Here is a 21,048-nt window from a genome sequence, read left to right as displayed (position 1 = left end):
TCAATCCGCCCCCCGGCCCGCAAACAGCAGCACCCCGGCCATCAGGGCGCATAACAGGGCAAGCCCGGCCCGCCAGCCCGCATGCCGCCTGCCCGCCGAGACCACGAACACCCGCAGCCCCGCAACGCACCCGCAGGCCAGCAGCATGTGCGCGGCCCATAGCCCCATCGCCCCCAGCAGCGACATGCCCCGCCAGGAGCGGGCCATGAGATCGGGCTCCACGACCCCTTCAGGCCAGACCAGATCACGCGCCAGCATCATCCACACCACCGCCAGCAGGTCACGCGCATACAGCGCCACCGCGCGGTCGGGGCCTGCCAGATCCTCCAGCATGGTGGCAAACAGGCGTAATGCCGCGCCATCGCTTTCCTCCACTCCCGCCAGCACCAGTGCCGCCGCCACCAGCGCCAGCGGCACGCGCACCACGTTCATATCCGCCACATGCGCCTGCCGCACCAGCCCCGCCAGCGTGCCATCGGGCAGGCACAGCCCCAGCACCACGCACACCAGCAGCAGCACGGGCTGGATCATGATGCCCATGCACGCCGCCTTCAGCCCGGCATGGCCGGGACGGGCCAGCCCCGCCGCAAGGGCCGTGACCACAAGGGCCAGAAACGCCATCTCCAGCAGGCCACCCACGATCAGCAGGTCCGACAGGTCACTGCCGGGCAGGCCAATGCAAAATGATGGCACCAGCCCTGCCGCGGCCAGCGCCGCCGCAAGACCCAGCCAGGGGGCGACCGCCGTAACCTGCGCGCCCGCCGCCGAGCGCACGCCCGCCTGCCGCCACGCATGGCGCAGCACGCGCCAGTGGGCCAGCGGGTCTGGCGGGCGGCGCTCGCCTTCCATGCAGGTCGCCATCCAGCGCAGCAGGGCAATCCAGACCGGAGCCATCAGCGCAACCAGCGCCATATGCCAGCCCGCCAGCAACAGCGTCTGCATGTGCGCGACAAGGAACGGCATCACCCCTACCCCTGCCACGCTATGAACATGAGGGCGAGAACGCAGGCCACCACCAGCACCACCGCCCCCGGCACCCGCCGCCAGCAGCCAGCATCTGCCACGCGGCCTGTGCCCGATCGCATGAGCCTGCGCGCCAGCAGCAGGCCGTGCGCGTAATCACGCACGAAGCGCCGCCGCGCCGGTGCGGCCACAGCCATATCAAGCAGCATGCGCGCGGGGTTGCCCGGCCCGACCTGCGTGAGCGGATCGCCAAACACCATCCACGGCGGCACCACGGGCGCGCCCTGCTGCCACCCTGCCACCTGCCGCGCAGGCGGCCGGCGGGCCAGCCGACGCACCACCGCCACCACGGCCCCCACCAGCGCTGCAAACAGGCACAGGCGGGCGGGATGCAGCGCTGCGCCCCCATCGGGCGCGGTCAGGGCAACGGCGGCAAGGTGCGGCCATGCGCTGGCCACCTGCGCGTCAGCGCCCTGCATCAATGCCAGCCACCAGCCCGGCCAGATGGAAACCAGCATGATCGGCAGCCCCGCCCCCAGCACAGCCCATTGCTCACGCACGGGTGGATCAGCCGCCCCCGCGCCGCGTGGCGTGCGCGGCCTGCCACACAGCATGACCGCGACAATGCGCACAAGGGCGAGCATGCGCACCGCCCAGCCCACGCCCAGCACGGCCAGCGCGAGCAGCAGCGGCACCTCGCCCGCCAGCCCGCCCGCATGCGGCATGGAGGCCAGCAAGCGCAGCAGCATCCAGATAATGGAAAACCCCAGCAGCGGCGGCAGCCCGCTTTCGGCCAGCAGCGCCAGGGCAAACAGCGCGGACAGGCGCGGCATGAGCACCCCGAGCCCGCCCAGCCTGAACAGCAAGAGCGCGCCCGCCTCGCGCTCCATCACATCAAGCGCCCGGACGGCCAGCACGCCAGCAAGCAGCAGGCCCGCAACCAGCAAATAGGTGCGCTGGGCGCAACTGGCCATGCCGGGCAGGTCATCGGCCCGCGCCAGCAGCATGAGGCCCGCGAGCGTGATGATGATGGCCCCCGTGCCGCCCGCCAGCCCGGTCATGACCCGGCGCGCGTCAGGGGCCCGCAGCGCCCGCCACGAGGCAGTCATGTAAAACAGGCACCCCGCCACGATCAGCACGCCGCCCCAGCGCATGTCGGCCACCGCCGTGCCCGCGGGCAGGCGCGCCCACAGGCTCATGGCGGCGATCATCGCGGCGATATCGGCCATGTGGAACGGTCGCAGGCCACGCGGGGCCACCCGCAGGGAGAGCGAAAGCCCCAGCAGCCCCTGCGTGGCCAGCCAGCACAGACCGGGCAGCAGGTAACCGACCTGACCGGGAAACCGACTGCCCGCCGCCACCAGCAGCAGGGCAATCATGTCGGGCGCGTGCCGCCTGCCTGCCTGTGGCGTGCGGCACAGCGCCAGCAGGACCCACCCCGCCCCGATGGATGACACGACGCCCCCCCCGATTACCGCAAGGGCCGCGCCAAGGCTGGCCGAGCAGTCACGCGGGATGCGGGCCAGGGCTGCGACAAGCCCGAGCGGCACCAGCAGCATCACATCGGGGCCGCCAGCAAAAACGCCCGGCCATGCCACCACCCCACCGGGCAGGGCACACCGGTGCGAACAGGCCATGGCCATGCCGCACACCACCAGCCAGCCCGCCGCCCGCACGGGCCTTGCCCAGCGCGCCTGCCCCGGCAGACCGACGCACAAAGCAGTTGCCAGCCCCACCACAAGCAGGGCAACGACAAGGATGACAGGAATGATGATGGCCCTCCGGCTTGCTCCCGGCTGGCCGGGTGGATCAGATCATGGCCGGCGGTCCCCTTGCGGCGCGGCGGCGCGATGCTCCATCAATCTCCGCCAGACCATCGCGCGTCAAGATGATCGCGGTTGCGCTGGCGGTTTCATGCGGGCAGCACGCTGACCGGCCATCATGTCATGCGGCTCCGTCCCGCCACGGCAGGGCGACCCACGCATGGCGGGAAATCGCCCCCATCGGTACCAGTCTCTAAAGCAGGCACATGCCACGCCCGCATAGGCCCGCCCGGCCACGATACCGAATCATTGGGGTTCGGTTTCTATGTCTGCACCCTGACCGCGATCATCATCACCGTCTCCGCGATGAAAAGCAGAAACTACTGATACAACCCGCAATGGCATAAGCATAAGGCTGTGCAGGCACGATCTGTACAGCCTTATGTTTGCGCTCCCGGTTATCGCCCTTTCCGCCTGTGGTGACAAAGCCCCTGAGCCACAGGACCTAAAGCAGGTCGCGCAGGAGTATATCAATCAGAAATTCAGCTATGACAAACCCACCGTGACCGAAGTCAGGGATTGCGCCTTCGCTGACGAGAACAAGAAAACTTTCAAATGCCGTGTTGTCATGCAGTTCCCCAATCAGGCCACTGATGAGCGTGTTCAGTTTTTTAGGCAGGATGACAAGAAGCAATGGATTGCGCCGGACCAATAAAACCGGTCATCACGCTCACTTATGATAAAATATAGCACTAAATAAAATTTTCAAACGCCGCCTTTAACTAAAGTAAAGACGGCGTTTTTTGTTTATCCAGACCTACTACCCTGTCAGATCATGGCCAGCGCTTCCTTGCGGCGCGGCGGGGCAATGGCGGCGTCGATCTCGGCAAGATCGTCGCGCGTCAAAGTGATTTCGGTTGCGGCAAAGTTTTCATGCTGGTGCTTCGGGCTACCTGCCTTGGGTATGGCCAGCACGTTCTCCTGCCGCAGCACCCAGGCGAGCGCAATCTGGGCGGGGCTTGCCGGGCCGAGCGAGGTCTTGTGCCGTGCAGCCACCCGGCCAAGCACCGGCGCGCGCAGCAGGTCGCCGCCCTGCCCTAATGGCGAATAAGCCATGGTCACGATCCCCGCTTCACGGTCACGCGCCAGCAGGTCGAATTCCGCGCCACGGTAGTCAAGGCTGTACAGCACCTGATTGGTGGCGCACGGCGTGGTGGCCTTTATGCTTTCCACCTCACGCATGGCGTCGGTATCGAAATTGGAAACGCCCCAACTGCCGATCAGGTCCGCTGCCACCAGATCATCAAAGCCTGCTATGGTTTCCTCCAGCGGCTCACTGCCCTCCCAGTGCAGCAGGTAGAGGTCGAGGTATTCGGTGCCCAGCCGCTTGAGCGAGGCCTCGCACGCGCGGCGCACGCCCTTGCGCGATGCGTTTGAGGGCAGCACCTTGCTGACCAGGAACACATCATCACGCCGCCCGCGTATCGCCTCGCCCACCAGTTTTTCCGATCGGCCGGAGCCGTACATCTCGGCGGTGTCGACAACGCGGATACCGGCCTCAAGCCCTGCATGGATGCTTTTTATTTCATCCGCGCGGCGGCTGTCGCTGTCCCCCATGTTCCATGTGCCCATGCCAAGGGCCGGGACGGTGGTGCCGTTGGGGAAAGTGACCGTCTTCATACGCAACCTGCCTTTCGTCCATGCCGCGCGGGATTGCCCCGCGCGATGGTGCCTATTTGCGACGCGCCCAGCCCTTGGGCTGCTGTTGCCAGTAGCTCAGCTCATGCCCGGCCTCGCGCCATGCCACCCAGCGCGCGCGGGCACCCGCCACGGCGGCCTCGTCATGCCCATCGAACAGGTCGAACACCCGCTCGAAGGGGGAAAGGTCGGGCAGTTCCACGCCATCGAGCACAAAGGCGAAGGTCGCGCCATTGGGCACGTCCTCGCCCTCCGTCAGCCAGATGGGCTGCCATTCCCCGTGCCCCATGGCTTTTGTGCCATGGGGTAGCCATAGCGGGTTGGCGGAACGCCACAGCCCGTCATCGAGTTCGGCCACCCGCTCGGCCGTGCCACAGCGGATGACCGCGCGCCTGCCCGCCGCAAGCGTGCGGCCAAGCAGCGCGGGCAGCACTTCCACCGCCTTGGAACGCGTCAGGTGATAGAAGCCGATCTGCGCCATGGAGTTCCCTGTCCTGCCCTGTCCTGCCACGCGGGGCAGGCATTACCCCTCGTAATGCGTGCTGACCAGGCGGTCGAGCAGGCGCACGCCAAAGCCGGTGGCCCCTTTGGGCGCATGCGACGTGGCGCGGGATGAAAACACCGTGCCCGCGATGTCGAGATGCGCCCATGGCACGTCATTGACAAAGCATTCAAGGAACTTGGCTGCCGTAATCGACCCGCCGGGGCGGCCGCCGATGTTCTTGAGGTCGGCAATGTCCGAGCGCAGCAGCTCGAGGTAGGCGGCATCAAGCGGCATGCGCCACAGCTTCTCGCCCGTGGCCTCGCCCGTGCCGGACAGGTAGCCCGCCAGTTCATCATTGTTCGAGAACAGGCCCGCGCGTTCCACGCCAAGGCTGACCACGATCGCGCCGGTAAGCGTTGCAAGGTTGACCATGAAGCGCGGCTTGAAGCGGTCCTGCGTGTACCACAGCACATCGGCCAGCACGAGGCGGCCTTCGGCATCGGTGTTGAGCACCTCCACCGTCTGGCCCGCGGCCGTGCGCACCACATCACCGGGGCGCTGGGCGTTGCCGGACAGCATGTTCTCAACAAGGCCGACCACACCAACCGCGTTGACCTTCGCCTTGCGCCCGGCCAGTGCCGCCATGGTGCCGACCACGGCGGCGGCACCACCCATGTCGGTCTTCATCTCGTCCATGCCAGCGGCAGGCTTGATCGAGATGCCGCCGGAATCAAAGGTCACGCCCTTGCCCACGAAGGCCACCGGGGCTTCGCCTGCCACGCCGCCATTCCAGCGCATGATGACGGTGCGGGGCGGCGCATCGCTGCCCTGGGCCACGCCCAGCAGCGCGCCAAAGCCCAGCTTGTGCATGGCGTCACGGTCGAGCACCTCCACTTCCACGCCAAGATCGCGCAGGGCGAGGATGCGCTGCTCGAATTCCGGCGGGCGCAGCATGTTGGCAGGCTCGGATACCAGGTCGCGGCACAGGAACACGCCACGCGCCACCGCGGCAAGCGGCTGCCATGCCGCCTGCGTGGCCGCCGGGTCAGCCGCAAGCACGCTCACCCTGGCCAGCTTTTCTGCCTCGCCCTTGCGCGGGGTCGTGCGATACGAATCGAAACGATAGCTGCCCAGCACGACGCCAAGCGCGGCATGGGCGGCAAGGCCGGGGGAAAGGCTGTCGGCCACGATGGCGCCCTGCGCGCCGCCCTGCGCCAGGGCGCGCGCTGCGGCAACGCCCGCGCGCTCCGCCCCGGTTGCGCACAACGCATCCATCGCGCCCAGCCCGACAAGGATCACGCGGTCGTAGCCTGCGCCGGGCGCGAGCACTACGCAGGTCTTGGCAAGCTCGAAGCCAAAGTGGGCGGCCCTGGCGGCCCGTGCCAGCGCCCCGCCGGTCGCGGCATCGATCTGGGCAAACATGCCTGCGGGCGCCGTGCCGGAGGGCGCAAGGATGGCGATCGTGCCGCCGGCGGGCGTCGTGGCATCGGAAAAGGCGATATCGAGCATATGGATCACGGGGCTCCGCTTTGATACAGGGTGGATGAACGGCGTGAAATCCTGCCCCTACATGCGCAAAAGGGCCGGTTTTTCGCCGCCGGGCACCATCAGGGCCGATAAAGGCATGACGGCGCGGCACGAGTAAGCTAATGCGAACAGCATGAATACGCCATCCATGCCAGCTTATGAGGACAGATTCCTTCTGGATCTGGCCCTGCGCCTTGCCGATGAAGCCGCCGAACTGATCCGCGCCATCCGCGCGCGCGGCTTCGCCACCAAGGTCAAGACCGACAGCTCCCCCGTAACCGAGGCCGACCACGCGGCGGAAGCGCATATCCTCAAGGGCCTGCGCGCCCATGCGCCCGCTATCCCCGTCGTGGCGGAGGAGGAAATGGCCGCGGGCATCCGCGTCGATCCCGGCAGCGAGTTCTGGCTGGTCGACCCGCTTGATGGCACGCGCGAATTTGCCGCGGGCCGCGATGATTTTACCGTCAATATCGGCCTGATCCGCCACAATCGCCCGGTGCTCGGCGCCGTGGCCCTGCCCGCCTACCACCAGCTTTATGGTGCGGGCGCGGGGCGCGGGGCCTTCCGCATTGATGCGCAGGGCGAGCAGGCCATCCATGTCCGCACCCCCCCGGCGGAGGGGCTGACCGTGCTGGCCTCGCGCCATTATGCCGATGATCCGCGGCTCAAGGAATTCCTGGGCGGCCATCCCGTCGCCCATCTGGGCAATATCGGCTCGGCGGCCAAGTTCATCCGCGTGGCGGAAGGGCTGGCCGATCTCTATCCCCGCCTCGGCACCACCATGGAGTGGGACACCGCCGCCCCGCAGGCCGTGGTCGAGGCCGCCGGTGGCGCGATCCTCACGCCCGATGGCTTGCCACTGGCCTATGGCAAGCCGGAATGGCGCAACCCGCACTTCGTGTGCCGTGGGGCACGCTAGGCCAGAACGCATGCAAACCCGCCTGCTCCCTGACACCCCCGCCGGGATCGAGACCGCAAGCGCGATTTTACGCGCGGGCGGGCTTGTGGCCTTCGGCACCGAGACGGTTTACGGCCTTGGCGCGGATGCAGGCAATGACCGGGCGGTGGCCGCCATCTACGCCGCCAAGGGCAGGCCGGGGCGCAACCCGCTCATCAGCCACTTCGCCAGCGCCGAGGCCGCCTTCGCGCAGGTCGCGGCAACGACGCTGGCCCACCTGCTCGCCGCGCGGTTCTGGCCCGGCCCGCTGACCATGGTGCTGCCCCAGGCGCCCGGCTGCGCCATCTCGCCCATCGCCACGGCAGGCCTGCCCACCGCCGCCGTGCGGGTGCCCGCAGGCCGCACCACGCTGGCGCTGCTGCAGGCGTGCGGCTTTCCCGTCGTGGCGCCTTCGGCCAATCCCTCGGGCAAGGTCAGCCCGTCAGACGCACAGCATGTCATGGCAGGGCTTGCAGGCCGGATTGACGCGGTGCTCGATTGCGGCCCCTGCCCCGTGGGGGTGGAGAGCACGATCATCGACCTCAGCGGCCCCGTGCCCGTGCTGCTGCGCCCCGGCGGCATCACGCTCGAAGCGCTGGAGGAAGCCTGCGGCATGCCCGTGGCCCTGCCGCAGGCCGCGAGCAATGATGCCCGCCCCTCCGCCCCCGGCCAGCTTTCATCGCATTACGCGCCCGGCCTGCCCGTAAGGCTTGACGCCACCGCCGTGGGCGCGAATGAAGCCCTGCTGGCTTTTGGCGCCCCCCTGCCGGGCAGCCCGCTGGTGTGGAACCTGAGCGAAAGCGGTGATTTGCACGAAGCGGCAGCCCGCCTCTTCGCGGGGCTGCGGTTTCTTGATATGGAGGGGCAGCGCCGGGGGCTGGTCGGGATTGCCGTGCAGCCCGTGCCCCGGCATGCGCTGGGGCGGGCCATCCGCGACCGGCTGACCCGTGCGGCCTGTCCGCGTTCGTAATGATTTCAACCGCATGATCCGACCCTGGTGCAGCTGACATGAGCGATACACAGACAATCGACCCCAGGGAACTGAGAATCCTTTCGGATATTCTCGCCCTTGTGCTGGATGAGAACGCTGGCCAGTCGGAAACAGCGCTGGCGGCCATCCGCGCGCGCGCTGGCAAGAACCAGGTCACGGGCGGCGCGCTCAAGAACCTGTTCACCGCCATCGCCCCCAATCCGCCGCCCAAGGCTGCCCCCAAGCCCCGCGCGCCGCGCACCACCAAGGCGAGTGCTGCCGCCAAGAAAGAGATCGAAGAGTCGCACGCCCGCATTGCCGAGATGGCGGAAAGCATACGCACGCTCGATGCGACACTACGCGACACGCGGGTTGAACTGCGCGCCTCCCTTGCCCGCAACGATGCCCTGACCGCCGAGCTGCGCCAGACCCAGCAGGCCCGCGCCGAGACGCAGGCCGCCCTCTCGGCCGCGCATAACAGCAGCCGCCCGGCGGGCCGCCGTTCATCGGGCCTGATCGTGGCCGCCGCCGTGGGCGCGCTGACCGGCTTTGCGCTGACCGAGGTCTTTCACCTGCTGGCCCAGCCCAGCCCGGCACAGGCCAGCGCCACCTATCCGCCAGTGCGCCATCATGGGCAGGCATGGCTCATGCCTTCTTCCTTCCCCTCCCTTACAGGACACATGCTGTCATGACCGTATCCCCCTCGCCCGCGCTCACGCGCCCTGACCTGATCGCGCGCTTTACCGATCTGCTCGGCCCGGTTGGCGTGCTGGTGGATGCGACGGACACCGCCAGTTTCTGCACCGACTGGCGCGATTTGTACCATGGCCGCGCACTGGCCGTGCTCCGGCCCGCCAACACGGCGGAACTCGCCGCCATCGTGCGCCTGTGCAACGAGCATGACGTGCCCATGGTGCCCCAGGGCGGCAACACCAGCATGGTCGGCGGCGCAACGCCTGACGGGAGCGGGCGCGAGGTGGTGATCTGCCTTTCGCGCATGAACCGCGTGCGCGCCATCGACCCCGCCGACCTGACCATGGAGGTCGAGGCTGGCGTAACACTCAAGGCTGCGCAGGACGCGGCGCGCGAGGCGGGGTTCATGCTGCCGCTTTCCATCTCATCGGAAGGCTCGGCGCAGATGGGCGGCGTGCTGGCCACCAATGCGGGCGGCAACAACACGCTGCGCTATGGCAATGCGCGTGAACTCACGCTGGGCGTCGAGGCGGTCATGCCCGATGGCAGCGTGTTTCATGGCCTGCGCCGCCTGCGCAAGGACAATACCGGCTACGCGCTGCGCCAACTGCTCATCGGCTCGGAAGGCACGCTGGGCATCATCACCACCGCCATCATCCAGCTCCACCCCCAGCCCCGCGCCATCGAGGCCGCACTGTGCGCGGTGGACGATGCCGATGCGGCGCTGAAGCTGCTCGGCCTGCTGCGCGGGCGCGACCCGGCGCTGGTGCAGGCGTTCGAGTTCATGTCCGGCACGGGCATGGACCTCGTGACCAGCCTGATCGCCGGCACCGCCCTGCCGCTTGGCGAACGCGCGCCCGCCTATGTGCTGGTTGAACTCGCCACCCCCCGCCCCGATGCCGACCTGCGTGAATACACCGAGGAAGTGCTGGGCGAGGCCCTTGAGGAAGGCATCATCACCGATGCCGTGATTGCCGAGAGCGAAGGCCAGCGCGCGGGGCTTTGGAAGCTGCGCGAGGAACATGCCGAGGCCCAGCGCCGCGCGGGTGCGAGCGTGAAAAACGATGTATCGGTGCCGGTCACGCACGTGCCTGAACTGATCCGCCGCGCAACGGCAGCGTGCGAGGCGCTGATACCCGGCATCCGCCCCGCCCCCTTTGGCCACATGGGCGATGGCAACATCCACTTCAACCTTGTCCAGCCCGAGGGCATGGACCCCGCGGCCTTCCTGGCCCGCAGCCATGACATCATGGATACGGTGGCCGATATCGTGAAGGCGCTTGATGGCTCGTTCTCGGCCGAGCACGGGGTGGGCCAGCTCAAGCCCTACATGATGCCCGCCTGGCGTGGTGGCGCGGAGCTTGCGGCCATGCGCCACATCAAGGCCGCCCTCGACCCCAAAAACCTCATGAACCCCGGCAAGGTCCTGCCCCCCGCCCAGCCGGGCGCATGACCCCACACCCCGCCGTGCCGCGCGTAACAGACTGTTCCACCCCCCCATCCGGGCGGGGTTCACCCCTTTTGCCCCGGCGGGAACAGGGGTAGACAGGGGCATGACTGCCCTCCGCCCTGGTCCCGACCGTCTTGCACCACGCCTGTCGATTCTGGATCGTTACATGCTGCGCCAGCTCCTGCTGGCGCTGGCAGCGAGCACGGGCGCGCTGGCAACCCTGATCTGGCTGACCCAGTCGCTGCATTTCGTCTCGCTGGTGGTGGGGCGCGGGCTTTCGCTGCGCGTGTTCCTGGAACTGACCAGCCTGCTCATCCCCTCCTTCGTGGCGGTGATCCTGCCCATCACCACCTTTGTCGTGGTGCAGTTCATCTACCAGCGTTTCGGCACCGACCGCGAACTGACCGTGATGCAGGCTGCCGGCCTCTCGCCCTTCATGATGGCGCGACCGGGACTGATATGCGCCGCCATCGCCACCGGGGCGTGCCTGCTGCTCAACGTATGGGTGGTGCCGGTCTCGTACCACGCCTTCCGGCAATACGAATTCCAGATCCGCAACCGCATGGCCGCCTTCCTGATTCAGGATGGCGTGTTCACGCAGGTATCGGACAGCATGACGGTCTATATCCGCGCGCGCGACAAGGACGGCACGCTGCATGGCATCATGGTGGAAGATGACCGCACCCCCGGCGCCGAGGCCACCATCCTGGCCGAGGAAGGCAACCTCGTCATCGTGGGCGACCAGCCGCGCGTGGTACTGTTCAACGGCTCGCGGCAGGAAATCGACGCCCATACGGGCCGGCTCAACGTGCTCACCTTCGCGCGCAACACCATCGACCTGTCCAGCCCGCACGGCAACCACACCCGCCAGCCCGATGCCAATGAACTGCCGATAGCCCAGCTGCTGCACCCGGACATGCACCTCTATTCCCGCCGCGATGAAAGCAAGATGGTCATCGAGGCGTGGCGCAGGCTGAGCACGCCGTTCTGCGCCTTCTCGTTCGCCATGATCGGGCTGCTTGGCGCGATGGGGGGCAATTATTCCCGCCAGGCCAGCATCATCCGCCCGGTGCTGGCCATCCTTGGCGTGGTGGCCGTGCAGGCCCTCACGCTGGCGGTGCAGAACCTGGCCTCGCGCAACCTGCAGCTCATGCCGCTGATGTGGATCTGCACGCTCACCCCCGGCCTGATCTGCGCAGCACTCCTGTTCTGGCCCGAATTCCGCGCCGACCGCGAAAAACCTGCCCCGGCGGGCAACCCACGCCCATGAACATGGCCTTTACGCTCTCGCTCTACATCGCGCGGCAGTTCACCTATGCCACGCTGGCCGTGATCGCCTTCCTGACCGGGCTGATCACGATGTTCGATTTCATCGACCTGCTGCGCCGGGTCTCGACGCGCCCCAACGTGCCGACCTCGCTGGTCAGCGAGATCGCGTTCCTGCACATTCCCTTCGCCTGCCTCGAGATCCTGCCCTTTGGCGTACTGCTTGGCGGCATCATCTGCTTCTGGCGGCTTGCCCGCACGTCGGAGCTGGTGGTGGCGCGGGCGGCAGGCATATCGGCATGGCAGTTCCTGGCAGGCCCGGTCATCTGCGCCATGCTGATCGGCACGGTGGCGACAACCGCCATCTCGCCGCTTTCCTCTGTCATGTACCGCCGCGCGGAGGTACTCGACCAGCAATACCTGCGTGACAATAACGGCAAGACGCTCAACATGACCGGCGGCACGCTGTGGCTGCGCCAGAGCGATAACGGGCTGGTCAGCCATGGCATGGCCATCATCCATGCCCGCAAGGTCAGGCTCAGTGGCGGGGTGCTGCATGTGGGGGAGATTACCGTCTTCCGCATGGGGCCTGATGATGACCTGATCACCCGCATCGAGGCCGAGCGCGGCTATCTGGGCAAGGGGCGATGGATCCTGACCACGGCCCGCCTGCTGCGCCCCGACGAGATGCCCGAGGCGATGGGCGAGGTCACGCTCCCCGCCGACCTGACCCTGGCCGGGGTGGAGGAAAGCTTTGCCTCGCCCGATACGCTGTCCGTCTGGGCGCTGCCGGGCTTTATCCGCCAGCTCAAGCGCTCGGGCTTTTCCACCATCCGCCACCGGCTGCATTTCCAGACCCTGCTCACGCTGCCGGTGCTGTCGGGCACCATGGCGCTGGTGGCGGCGGGTTTTTCCATGCGGCCCGCGCGGCGCGGCGGCGTGGTGCGCATGATCAGCTTTGGCGTGGCTGCCGGTTTTGCGCTGTTCGCCATCTCAAAGATCGCGGCGCAGTTTGGTGAAACGGGAACCCTGCCACCGCTTCTGGCCGCATGGGCGCCCACCGTGGCCGGGCTTTGTCTTGCAGTCACGCTACTTCTTCATCTAGAGGACGGTTAATGTCCCGTCCCGTCCCTTCCCCGCGCGCGCCGTCAATGGTCAGGCCACCTGCCGCCATGCGGTGGTTTTCGCGCGGGCTGCTGCTTGCGGCCACCGCGCTGGGCGGGATCATGTTCGGGGCGCAGGCGCGGGCGGACGGGCCGGTGCGCGCCATGCCCATCCACGCGCCCAAGAGCCAGCCCGAAGCACCGGCCTCGTTTACCGGCACGGTCTCCAATACCGACCCGATGACCTTCCAGGCCGACCATGTGGCCTATGACAGCAAGAACGGCATCGCCACGTGGACCGGCAACGTGCAGCTGTGGCAGAATGACCAGATCATGCGCGCGGACAGGGTGGTATATGACCGCAATACCGGCGTTGCCGCGGCGCGGGGCAACGTGGCCCTTGTCGAGCCTGACGGCACGGTGCTGTTTACTGAATATGCCGAGCTGAGCAACGGCATGCGCGATGGCATCATGACGCGCATGTACGCCCAGATGTATGACAACGCCCGCCTTGCCGCCAACGGCCTGCGCCGCACCAACAGCAAGGTCAATGACCTCACGCGCGTGGTCTATACCGCGTGCGAGATCTGCGCCCGCCACCCCGAGCGCGCGCCGTTCTGGCAGTTCCGCTCGTTTGACGCCACGCATGACCTGCAGCACAAGCGGCTGGAATTCCGCGATGTGTTCTTCGATTTCTTTGGCGTGCCGGTTTTCTACCTGCCCGCCTTCTCCATGACCGACCCGTCCGTGCGCCGCCAGAGCGGGTTCCTCACCCCCGGCTTCACCCCGCATGACCGCTATCTGGGCACCTATGTCACCATTCCGTATTACTGGGTGATCGACCGCTTCTCGGATCTTACGGCCACCGGGCTGTTCGCGACCCGCACCGGGCCGGAAATCATGTTGAATTTCCGCCGGTATTTCAACAACGCGCGCCTCAAGGTTGACGGCAACATCGCCTATGACACCCACCATGACAGCACATACGTCAATACGTTTGGCGATACGGTGGACAGCTCGAACAACCACGGCGTGCAGGGCTACATCTCGGCCAGCGGGCAGGTGAACATCAACAAGACCTGGCGCGCGGGCGGCAACATCCGCTGGGCCAGTTCGCCCAACTACATGCGCGACTACCGTGTCAGCGGCTACGGGCAGGACACGCTCAATTCAAACCTCTACCTTGAAGGCTTTGCCACAGGCTCGTACTCGCGCATCGATGCCGAGGGCTATCAGGGCATGAACCAGGGCATCATCAACAACAAGGACCTGCCCTGGGTCCTGCCGCGCTACACCTACAGCTATTTTGGCCAGCCCGATGCGCTCGGCGGCCGCTTCGCGCTTGATACGACGGATTTCTATGTCTATCGCCAGAACGGCACATCCGACCAGCGCGGCCAGCTTTCGCTCAACTGGGACCGCCCCTTCCATAACTCGCTGGGGCAGATCTGGAACCTGACGCTGCATGTCGAATCCGCCGTTCATCGCGCGACCGACCTCAATGGGCAGCCCAATTTTGGCCGCACGGCGCGCGCACAGGTGCAGGGCCAGGTGCAGCCGACCGTCGCGCTGAAAATGAACTGGCCCTTCCTGCGCAGCTTCAACCATAACACCGGCACCCAGATCCTCGAGCCGATCGTGCAGTTCATCGCCGCGCCCAACACCGGCAACAGCGCCTCGCGCAATATCCCCAACGAGGACAGCCTGACCTACGAGTTCACCGATTCCACGCTGTTCGCCATCAACCGCTACGCGGGCACCGACCGGCTTGACGGCGGCCTGCGCGCCAATGTGGGGCTGCATAATAACTGGACATGGAACGGCCACCAGATCGACGTGCTGATCGGCGAGAGCTTCCAGGAGCATATCGACCATAACCGCATCCCCTATTCGGGGCTGAACCATCACCTGTCGGATGTGGTGATGGGCACGCACATGGTGCCCAACCAGTATTTCGATTTTGACGGCAAGATGCGGCTCGACCCCTATGCTGGCAAGGTGGACTTCGCCGATGCGCTGGGCAGCGCGGGGTTCCGCCATTTCCGCGTAACGGGTGGCTACCTGTTCGAGCCGGTAACGCCGTATTACTATTACGCCCAGCGCTCCTATGCCACGGCGCCGCCGGAAATTTACTACAAGCCGGTCAGCGAACTCACGCTGGGGGCTGCCTCCAACTGGGATAACTGGCACATTGCCGCCTATCTGCGCCGCAGCCTGTCGCGCAAGGAAAGCGTGGCGGTGGGTGGCGATGCGGGCTACCAGAATGACTGCTTCGGGCTGGATGTCATGTATCTCAAGCAGTACACCACGATTGGTGGCCAACAGAGCAATTCGACCGTAATGTTCTCCCTTACGTTCAAAACCATCGGCACGTTTGGTATAAATGGCTGACCTGATGCGCGAAAGACCGAGCCGGATGTCCCTCTTCCCCGCCACCCGTGGCACAGCCTTCCCCCCCGCACCGTGCAGCCGTGGCCCGCGCCGCATGCTGGCTACGGCCCTGCTGGCCTGCCTGGCGCTGGCGGGGCACCAGCCCGTGGCCAGCGCCCGCAGCGCCCATGCCATTGCCCAGCAGGCCCAGGCGGCGGAAGATCAGGATGCCATTATCGCCACCGTCAACGGCGCGGTGCTGACCAAGCGCGATGTCGACACGCGCGGACGGCTGTTTGCGCTCTCGTCGGGGCTGGATGTGAGCGATGACGTGATGCAGCGCCTGCGCCCGCAGATCGTGCGCCAGCTGATCGATGAGAAGCTGCGCATGCAGGAAATGCTCGATCGGCACATCAACGTGCCTGTCCAGCAGATCGCGGGGGCCATTTCCGGCATCGAGCAGCGCAATGGCATGCCCGAGAACGCGCTGCGCAACAAGCTGGCGGAAGATGGCGTGTCGCTCACCACGCTGATCGACCAGATCCGCGTGCAGCTTGGCTGGTCGCAGGTGCTGCGGCAGGAAACGGCGGAACACGGGCGCATCACCGCAGCCGAGATCGAGCAGCGCATGGCGGCGCTCAAGCGCGAGGATGGCAAGCCGGAATACATGATCAGCGAGATCTTCATTCCCGTCGAGGATCAGCGCCACCCCGAAGGCGAGCTGAAATTCACCGAAACCATCATTCAGGAACTGCGCGAGGGCGCGCCCTTCCCCATTGTCGCGGCCCAGTTCTCGCAGGGGCAGAGCGCGCTTGACGGCGGCATGATGGGCTGGACGCAGGAAGACGGGCTGGACCCGCAGGTGGTGGCCGTCGCGCGCCAGATGCCCGATGGCGCCATCTCCAACCCCATCCGGGTGGCGGGTGGCTACGTGATCGCCACCATTGCCGAGCGCCGCACGGTAGGCCACCAGATGGTGACCATACTGTCCATCCGGCAGGCCTTCTTCCCCTTCGATGCGCCGCTTGACCCCGAAAACCCGACGGACCAGCAGAAGCAGACGCTCGATGCCGCCAATACCTTTTCCGCCAGCGCCAAGAATTGCGACCAGGTGGAAGCGGCGAACAAGAAAAACGGCGAAAAACACCCCTCCGACCCCGGCGAGCTGATGCTCAACCACCTCAACCCGCAGATGCGCGAAGTGCTCGAGCCGCTCCCGCCCGGCAAGGCCAGCCACCCGCTGGTTTCGATGGATGGAATTCTGGTGCTGATGGTCTGCTCGCGTGAAGAGCGTAACATTGCCATCCAGACCCCCAGCCAGATTGCCGATCACCTGATGAGCGAGCGCGTGGAGCAGACCTCGCGCCAGCTCAACCGCGACCTGCAGCGCCGCGCGATCATCGACATGCGCTCCAAGACCTGAGTGCTGTCATGACCATGCCACAGCGCCCCCACGGGCTTGAGCCGCTGCGCGACACCATTGCGCGGCATGGACTGGATGCGCGCAAGGCGCTTGGGCAGCACTTCCTGCTTGATCCGGGCATTACGGCACGGATTGCAGCCCTTGCAGGCGACCTTGCGGGGCAGTATGTGGTCGAGGTTGGCCCCGGCCCCGGTGGCCTGACCCGCGCGCTGCTTGACACAAAAGCCGCCAGCATCATCGCCGTGGAGGTTGATCCACGCGCGGTGGCGGTCATTACCGAGCTTGCCACGCACGCACCGGGGCGCCTGCAGATCATCGAGGCAGATGCCATGCGCCGCGATCTGGCCACGCTGTGCCCCGCCCCGCGCCAGATCATTGCCAACCTGCCCTACAACGTAGGCACGCCGCTGCTTGTAGGCTGGCTGCGCCAGGCGAGTGCCTGGTCGCGGCTGACGCTCATGTTCCAGCAGGAAGTGGCCGAGCGCATCTGCGCCGCCCCCGGCTCCGACCATTATGGCCGCCTGGGCGTGCTGGCGCAGTGGACATGCCGGTGCGGGGTGATGATGCATATTCCCCCCGGCGCGTTCTCGCCGCCACCCAAGGTCCATTCCGCCGTGGTGGGGCTGATCCCGCATGCCGAACAGCCGGATGCCGCCCTGTTCCGCGCCATGGAGCAGGTTACGGCGGCCGCCTTCGGGCAGCGGCGCAAGATGCTGCGCGGGTCGCTGAAATCCATCGGTGGCGAAGCGCTTCTGGCCGAAGCAGGGATTGAGGGCAGCCGCCGGGCGGAAACGCTCGAGATCGCGGATTTCGACCGCCTTGCCCGCCTGCATGCCCGCCGCAGCGCCGCCGTAACCTGAAGAGATAAAAGTTTTTGGTGAAGCTTTTTTCAAAAAGCTTCAGGAGAATGCCGCCTTTTTGAAAAAAGGCAGCGCCCAAAAACTTTTATCCTGTTGCGGCTTACGCAGCACTTTCCACCCGCTGCCCACGCGCCAGCATGTAATCGCGCGCCAGTGGCAGGGCATCGATTTCACGTGAGAGCGTAAGCTGGAAGTTCATGTGCCCCTGCACGCGAAACGCCAGTTCGGACACCACCAGATAGAACTCGAACATGCGGCAGAAACGCTCATCATACAGCCGGGCGATCTGGGCGCGCCGCGCATTGAAGCGGCTGCGCCAGTGAGCGATGGTACGGGCGTAATGCAGGCGCCAGATCTCGCAATCGGCCAGCCACAGCCCGGCCCGCTCCACTGCTCCCATCACCTCGCTCACGGCAGGGGAATAGCCACCGGGAAAGATGTAGCGGTCGATCCACGGATTGGTCACGCCCGGCCCTTCCCTGCGGCCTATGGCGTGCAGCACCATCACGCCATCGGGCCGGAGCGCGCGGCGCATGGCGGCAAAAAAGGCAGGGTAATGCGCCACCCCCACATGCTCGAACATGCCCACTGAAATGATCCGGTCATACTGCCGGGCCACAGCACGGTAATCGAGCAGTTCGAAGCGCACCCTGCCCTCCAGCCCCGCAGCACGCGCCCGGCCCTGCGCGATGTGCAACTGCTCGCGCGACAGCGTGATGCCGGTGACATACGCGCCGTACTCCCGCGCCAGCGTCAGCCCAAGGCCACCCCAGCCACAGCCCACATCCAGCACGCTCATGCCGGGACGGTGCAGGTGCAGCTTGGCGGCGAGATGATGCTTTTTGGCGGCCTGCGCCTCGGCCAGCGTTTCGTGCCCGGTGGGGAAATAGCCGCAGGAATACTGCATGTCCTCATCAAGGAAATGCCGGTACAGCGTGCTGTCGAGGTCATAATGATGGGCGACATTGCGCCGCGCGCGCCCTCGGGTGTTATCCTGCAGCCAGGACCGCGCCATGTAGCGCAGGGTGGAAAACACGCGCTCACCCGCCGGGCTGCGCTCCATCACGTTGCGCATGAGCACATGCATCAGTTCATACAGCGTGCAGCCCACGGGGTGCAGCGTGCCCGCCATGTAGGCCTCACCCACCTTCAGCGCGGGGTCGAGCAGCAGGGCGCGCGCGGTAGCAGCATCAGCAAGGCGCATGGCGGCCTGTGGGCCGGGCCTGCCCACGTAGCTACGCCGGTCGCCATCAGGGTAATAGACCTCAAGCCGGCCTGATGTGATGAAATGGGCGAAAGCCCGGTCCAGCAGTACAGGCGCCATCGGTCTTCTCCCCGCATGCCTTACGCTGCAACCCGAACGGCAAAAGCCCGGAAGAGTTTCCTCTTCCGGGCTTTCACAACCGTTCCAGCCACCCGCGAAGCGGGTGATGGGTCAGGTCAGTCAGACAGCCGGGGTTTCCTCGATGGCGGTCTCTTCCGAAACTTCGCCCTCGGTTACCACGCCTTCATCAGCCAGTGTGGGTTCGTCGTCGATATCAGCGCCGATTTCTTCGCCACGGGCCTGACGCTCTGCTTCTTCCTCAGAGCGGGCAACGTTCACGGTCACCTGCATGGACACTTCCGGGTGCAGGGCAACGCTTACGTCATACAGGCCAAGCTGCTTGATCGGCTCGGGCAGGATCACCTGGTTACGGGTGATGGTCAGGCCAGCCTTGGTCGCCGCTTCAGCGATGTCGCGGGTCGTGACCGAACCATACAGGCTGCCGCTGTCGCCCGCCTGACGGATCAGGATGACCGACAGGCCGTGCATGCGCTCGGACAGGCGCTCGGCCTCCTCGCGGTTCTTGAGGTTCTGGGCCTCAAGCTGCACGCGCTCACGCTCGAAGCGCTCGCGGTTATGCGCGTTGGCGCGGATCGCCTTGCCCTGGGGCAGCAGGAAGTTACGGGCGTAGCCCGGCTTCACCGTGACGATCTCGCCCATCTGGCCCAGCTTCTCGACGCGCTGGAGCAGGATGAGTTCTACTGCGGACATGATTCTGCCTCCCTCAGCTTACAATGTAGGGCAGCAAAGCCAGGAAACGCGCACGCTTGATGGCCTGGGCCAGTTCACGCTGCTTCTTGGCGGAGACTGCCGTGATGCGGCTGGGAACGATCTTGCCACGCTCGGACAGGAAGCGGCTCAGCAGACGCACGTCCTTGTAGTCGATCTTCGGCGCGTTGGGGCCGGAGAACGGGCAGGACTTGCGGCGACGGTAGAACGGACGGCGCGCGCCAACCGCAACGCGGCGGGCGGCGGGGTTGATCTCGGTGGTTTCAGACATCAGCTCTTACTCCGCTTCGGCGCTGGCAGTGGCGTTGGCGCGCTGCTGTTCTTCACGCTCGTTACGGGCGCGGAACTCCTCGCGGTCATCGAAATTGCGGCGCGTGCCACGGCCGCTCTCGAAACGGCCGGTGGGCTTGGGCCCACGGAAGCCACGCTCACGCTCGTCACCCTTGCGCGACAGGATGACCGAGGGAGCCTCGTCGATCTCGTCGATACGCAGGGTCAGAACGCGCAGGATATCTTCGTTCAGGCCGAGCTGGCGCTCGATTTCCTTGACCGCAGCAGCAGGCGCATCAAGGCCGAGGAGCATGTAGTGGCCCTTGCGGTTCTTCTTGATACGGTAAGCCAGCGTGCGCAGGCCCCAGTATTCGCGCTTCTTGATGGAGCCGGATTCGGCTTCCAGATAGGTGGCGATGCCATCAGCAATGGCTTCAACCTGCTGCTGCGACACGTCATTACGTGCAATCAGCACGGTTTCATACAACGGCATTGGAACTCCCTTCGGATCACTTCAACCCCGGCATGGACGGACACGGTCCGCCATGTTGCCCATAGGGCACGGGTATAGCCGGAGGCGATGCCACGCACCCGGCAGGGAAGGAGCGGGTTGAAACACAAACCCAGCCCCTGCACAAGGAAAAAGTACGGTTTACTTCGGATCTTTCGGCGCCAGCCACATGAAGACCGGCTCGGGCGAGACCAGTTGCGGCTCATCATGGCGGAACCCGGTAACCGACTTGACCACCGCAAGCGGCACGTCAAGCATCGGGCCGGGGGCACGGGTCTCGCCCTGGGCCATCATGGCGCGGGTGGCGGCAAAGGCTTCCTTGTGCAGCGCAGGCACGGCGGGCGGGGCCTCGCCGCGTATGTCGAGCGCGAGCATCTCCCCTCCGCGCCCGTCATGCACCACGCTCCAGCATTCCTCACCCGCCTCATAGCCCTGAGCCTGGCTGACAGGGTCGACGCTCCCCACATCGCACGTTACCAGCCTGCCCTCGCGCACCAGGGTCCTGCGGTCATAATCGGCCAGGAGCCCGCTGTCGTTATCAACACGGATGACAAACCACCCGTTGGGCAGGTCGGCTATGGCATAAGGCGCCTCACCACCCGGATCGGGCGTGTCGGTGTCACGCAGGCCGAGCGCATCGAGCAGGGCTGCCCGATCCACACCGTGGAATTTATAGTAGGATACGTCGAACTCCATTTCCCTCTCTC

General features: G+C 66.1%; 20 protein-coding genes. 10 read left to right on the top strand and 10 right to left on the bottom strand.

Annotation, left to right across the window (positions count from 1 at the left end; all coding sequences use genetic code 11):
• Together R5N89_RS03705 and R5N89_RS03700 are read right to left on the bottom strand one after the other, a co-directional pair.
• Positions 1 to 963 (bottom strand): hypothetical protein, encoded by a 963-nt coding sequence (locus tag R5N89_RS03705; RefSeq protein ID WP_110567326.1) that lies wholly within the window; start codon positions 961 to 963, stop codon positions 1 to 3.
• Between the two features lie 5 nt (positions 964 to 968).
• Complete coding sequence (locus tag R5N89_RS03700) at positions 969 to 2,681, bottom strand: hypothetical protein (RefSeq protein ID WP_244192055.1); 1,713 nt, start codon at positions 2,679 to 2,681, stop codon at positions 969 to 971.
• 487 nt (positions 2,682 to 3,168) lie between these two features.
• On the opposite strand from R5N89_RS03700, the gene R5N89_RS03695 reads away from it, so the two are divergent.
• Positions 3,169 to 3,441, top strand: a complete 273-nt coding sequence (locus R5N89_RS03695; RefSeq protein WP_110567322.1) for a hypothetical protein — start codon at positions 3,169 to 3,171, stop codon at positions 3,439 to 3,441.
• Positions 3,442 to 3,554: 113 nt separating this feature from the next.
• On the opposite strand, the gene R5N89_RS03690 is transcribed toward R5N89_RS03695, so the two are convergent.
• The 3 genes from R5N89_RS03690 to R5N89_RS03680 are packed head-to-tail and all read right to left on the bottom strand — an operon-like array spanning position 3,555 to position 6,417.
• Positions 3,555 to 4,406, bottom strand: coding sequence for an aldo/keto reductase (locus R5N89_RS03690; RefSeq protein ID WP_110567319.1), 852 nt, complete (start codon positions 4,404 to 4,406; stop codon positions 3,555 to 3,557).
• A 52-nt stretch (positions 4,407 to 4,458) separates the two neighbouring features.
• The gene (locus R5N89_RS03685) at positions 4,459 to 4,905 is read right to left on the bottom strand and encodes a DNA polymerase III subunit chi (RefSeq protein WP_110567317.1); all 447 of its coding nucleotides are present in this window, start codon (positions 4,903 to 4,905) and stop codon (positions 4,459 to 4,461) included.
• Between the two features lie 42 nt (positions 4,906 to 4,947).
• A complete protein-coding gene (locus tag R5N89_RS03680) occupies positions 4,948 to 6,417 on the bottom strand; it encodes a leucyl aminopeptidase (RefSeq protein ID WP_167400816.1) in 1,470 nt (489 codons plus the stop codon).
• Positions 6,418 to 6,568: 151 nt separating this feature from the next.
• Between R5N89_RS03680 and cysQ the strand changes: the two genes are divergently transcribed.
• The 9 genes from cysQ to rsmA all read left to right on the top strand — a co-directional run bounded on the left by cysQ (position 6,569) and on the right by rsmA (position 17,507).
• Positions 6,569 to 7,354 carry a 3'(2'),5'-bisphosphate nucleotidase CysQ gene (cysQ, locus tag R5N89_RS03675; protein WP_110567313.1) on the top strand — a complete coding sequence of 262 codons (786 nt, stop codon included), beginning with the start codon at positions 6,569 to 6,571 and terminating at the stop codon, positions 7,352 to 7,354.
• Positions 7,355 to 7,364: 10 nt separating this feature from the next.
• Entirely contained in the window at positions 7,365 to 8,342 is a 978-nt protein-coding gene (locus tag R5N89_RS03670; RefSeq protein ID WP_110567312.1) for an L-threonylcarbamoyladenylate synthase, read from the top strand.
• Positions 8,343 to 8,380: 38 nt separating this feature from the next.
• On the top strand, positions 8,381 to 9,034 hold the full coding sequence (locus R5N89_RS03665) for a hypothetical protein (RefSeq protein WP_110567311.1): 654 nt from the start codon (positions 8,381 to 8,383) through the stop codon (positions 9,032 to 9,034).
• Entirely contained in the window at positions 9,031 to 10,488 is a 1,458-nt protein-coding gene (locus R5N89_RS03660; protein ID WP_110567309.1) for an FAD-binding oxidoreductase, read from the top strand. The genes R5N89_RS03665 and R5N89_RS03660 overlap by 4 nt, the downstream gene beginning before the upstream one ends.
• 100 nt (positions 10,489 to 10,588) lie before the next feature.
• Positions 10,589 to 11,755 carry an LPS export ABC transporter permease LptF gene (gene lptF / locus R5N89_RS03655; protein ID WP_110567307.1) on the top strand — a complete coding sequence of 389 codons (1,167 nt, stop codon included), beginning with the start codon at positions 10,589 to 10,591 and terminating at the stop codon, positions 11,753 to 11,755.
• A complete protein-coding gene (gene lptG, locus R5N89_RS03650) occupies positions 11,752 to 12,867 on the top strand; it encodes an LPS export ABC transporter permease LptG (protein WP_110567305.1) in 1,116 nt (371 codons plus the stop codon). The genes lptF and lptG overlap by 4 nt, the downstream gene beginning before the upstream one ends.
• Positions 12,867 to 15,245, top strand: a complete 2,379-nt coding sequence (locus R5N89_RS03645; protein WP_373320435.1) for an LPS-assembly protein LptD — start codon at positions 12,867 to 12,869, stop codon at positions 15,243 to 15,245. The genes lptG and R5N89_RS03645 overlap by 1 nt, the downstream gene beginning before the upstream one ends.
• A gap of 25 nt (positions 15,246 to 15,270) precedes the next feature.
• Positions 15,271 to 16,647, top strand: a complete 1,377-nt coding sequence (locus tag R5N89_RS03640; RefSeq protein WP_208624619.1) for a peptidylprolyl isomerase — start codon at positions 15,271 to 15,273, stop codon at positions 16,645 to 16,647.
• A gap of 8 nt (positions 16,648 to 16,655) precedes the next feature.
• Positions 16,656 to 17,507: a 16S rRNA (adenine(1518)-N(6)/adenine(1519)-N(6))-dimethyltransferase RsmA gene (rsmA, locus tag R5N89_RS03635; RefSeq protein ID WP_110567300.1), complete on the top strand. Its 852-nt coding sequence runs from the start codon at positions 16,656 to 16,658 to the stop codon at positions 17,505 to 17,507.
• A gap of 100 nt (positions 17,508 to 17,607) precedes the next feature.
• Here the strand turns inward: rsmA and R5N89_RS03630 are convergent, their stop codons facing one another.
• The 5 genes from R5N89_RS03630 to R5N89_RS03610 form a co-directional block, all read right to left on the bottom strand.
• A complete protein-coding gene (locus R5N89_RS03630) occupies positions 17,608 to 18,831 on the bottom strand; it encodes a cyclopropane-fatty-acyl-phospholipid synthase family protein (RefSeq protein ID WP_110567297.1) in 1,224 nt (407 codons plus the stop codon).
• A 120-nt stretch (positions 18,832 to 18,951) separates the two neighbouring features.
• Positions 18,952 to 19,542: a 50S ribosomal protein L9 gene (gene rplI, locus R5N89_RS03625; protein WP_110567295.1), complete on the bottom strand. Its 591-nt coding sequence runs from the start codon at positions 19,540 to 19,542 to the stop codon at positions 18,952 to 18,954.
• A 13-nt stretch (positions 19,543 to 19,555) separates the two neighbouring features.
• Complete coding sequence (gene rpsR, locus R5N89_RS03620; RefSeq protein WP_061271282.1) at positions 19,556 to 19,831, bottom strand: 30S ribosomal protein S18; 276 nt, start codon at positions 19,829 to 19,831, stop codon at positions 19,556 to 19,558.
• 6 nt (positions 19,832 to 19,837) lie between these two features.
• The gene (rpsF, locus tag R5N89_RS03615) at positions 19,838 to 20,323 is read right to left on the bottom strand and encodes a 30S ribosomal protein S6 (protein WP_110567293.1); all 486 of its coding nucleotides are present in this window, start codon (positions 20,321 to 20,323) and stop codon (positions 19,838 to 19,840) included.
• Positions 20,324 to 20,482: 159 nt separating this feature from the next.
• Positions 20,483 to 21,037, bottom strand: coding sequence for a hypothetical protein (locus R5N89_RS03610; protein ID WP_110567291.1), 555 nt, complete (start codon positions 21,035 to 21,037; stop codon positions 20,483 to 20,485).
• Between the last annotated feature and the right edge of the window lie 11 nt (positions 21,038 to 21,048).

The sequence above is a fragment of the Komagataeibacter sucrofermentans DSM 15973 genome (assembly GCF_040581405.1).
Taxonomy (GTDB): Bacteria; Pseudomonadota; Alphaproteobacteria; order Acetobacterales; family Acetobacteraceae; genus Komagataeibacter; species Komagataeibacter sucrofermentans.
The sequence above is the reverse complement of the archived record's forward strand: the minus strand, read 5'-3'. Positions and strand labels throughout refer to the sequence as shown.